This is a genomic window from uncultured Jannaschia sp. (assembly GCF_947494025.1).
Taxonomy (GTDB): Bacteria; Pseudomonadota; Alphaproteobacteria; order Rhodobacterales; family Rhodobacteraceae; genus Jannaschia.
This window is the reverse complement of record NZ_CANLTQ010000207.1, coordinates 1-221: the sequence shown is the minus strand read 5'-3', so window position 1 is coordinate 221 and position 221 is coordinate 1. Positions and strand designations below refer to the sequence as shown.

Annotated in this window: 1 protein-coding gene; it reads right to left on the bottom strand. The window is 67.0% G+C overall.

Annotation, left to right across the window (positions count from 1 at the left end):
* Positions 1-29 precede the first annotated feature (29 nt).
* Positions 30-221 (bottom strand): helix-turn-helix domain-containing protein (locus tag Q1B08_RS21920; protein WP_299823632.1); only part of this gene is annotated, 192 nt, incomplete at its 5' end.

Genomic DNA, 221 nt, shown 5'->3' with positions numbered 1-221 from the left:
GCCGTCAAATCCGAGAAGTCCTTTCTAGTTCAGGTATTCTCAGCCGGTGCGTTCACCTTACCACGATGGTCGCGGATACGCTGCACGGTCTGTCGGCTGGTCTTGAACCGTCGCGCCAAGGCGGAGATCGCCTCGCCCTTCCGCAGTCCGGCCTCGATCTCGGCCCGCCGCTCCGGGTCGAGGACCGGCGGCCGGCCGAGCCTCTTGCCCTGCGCCCTCGC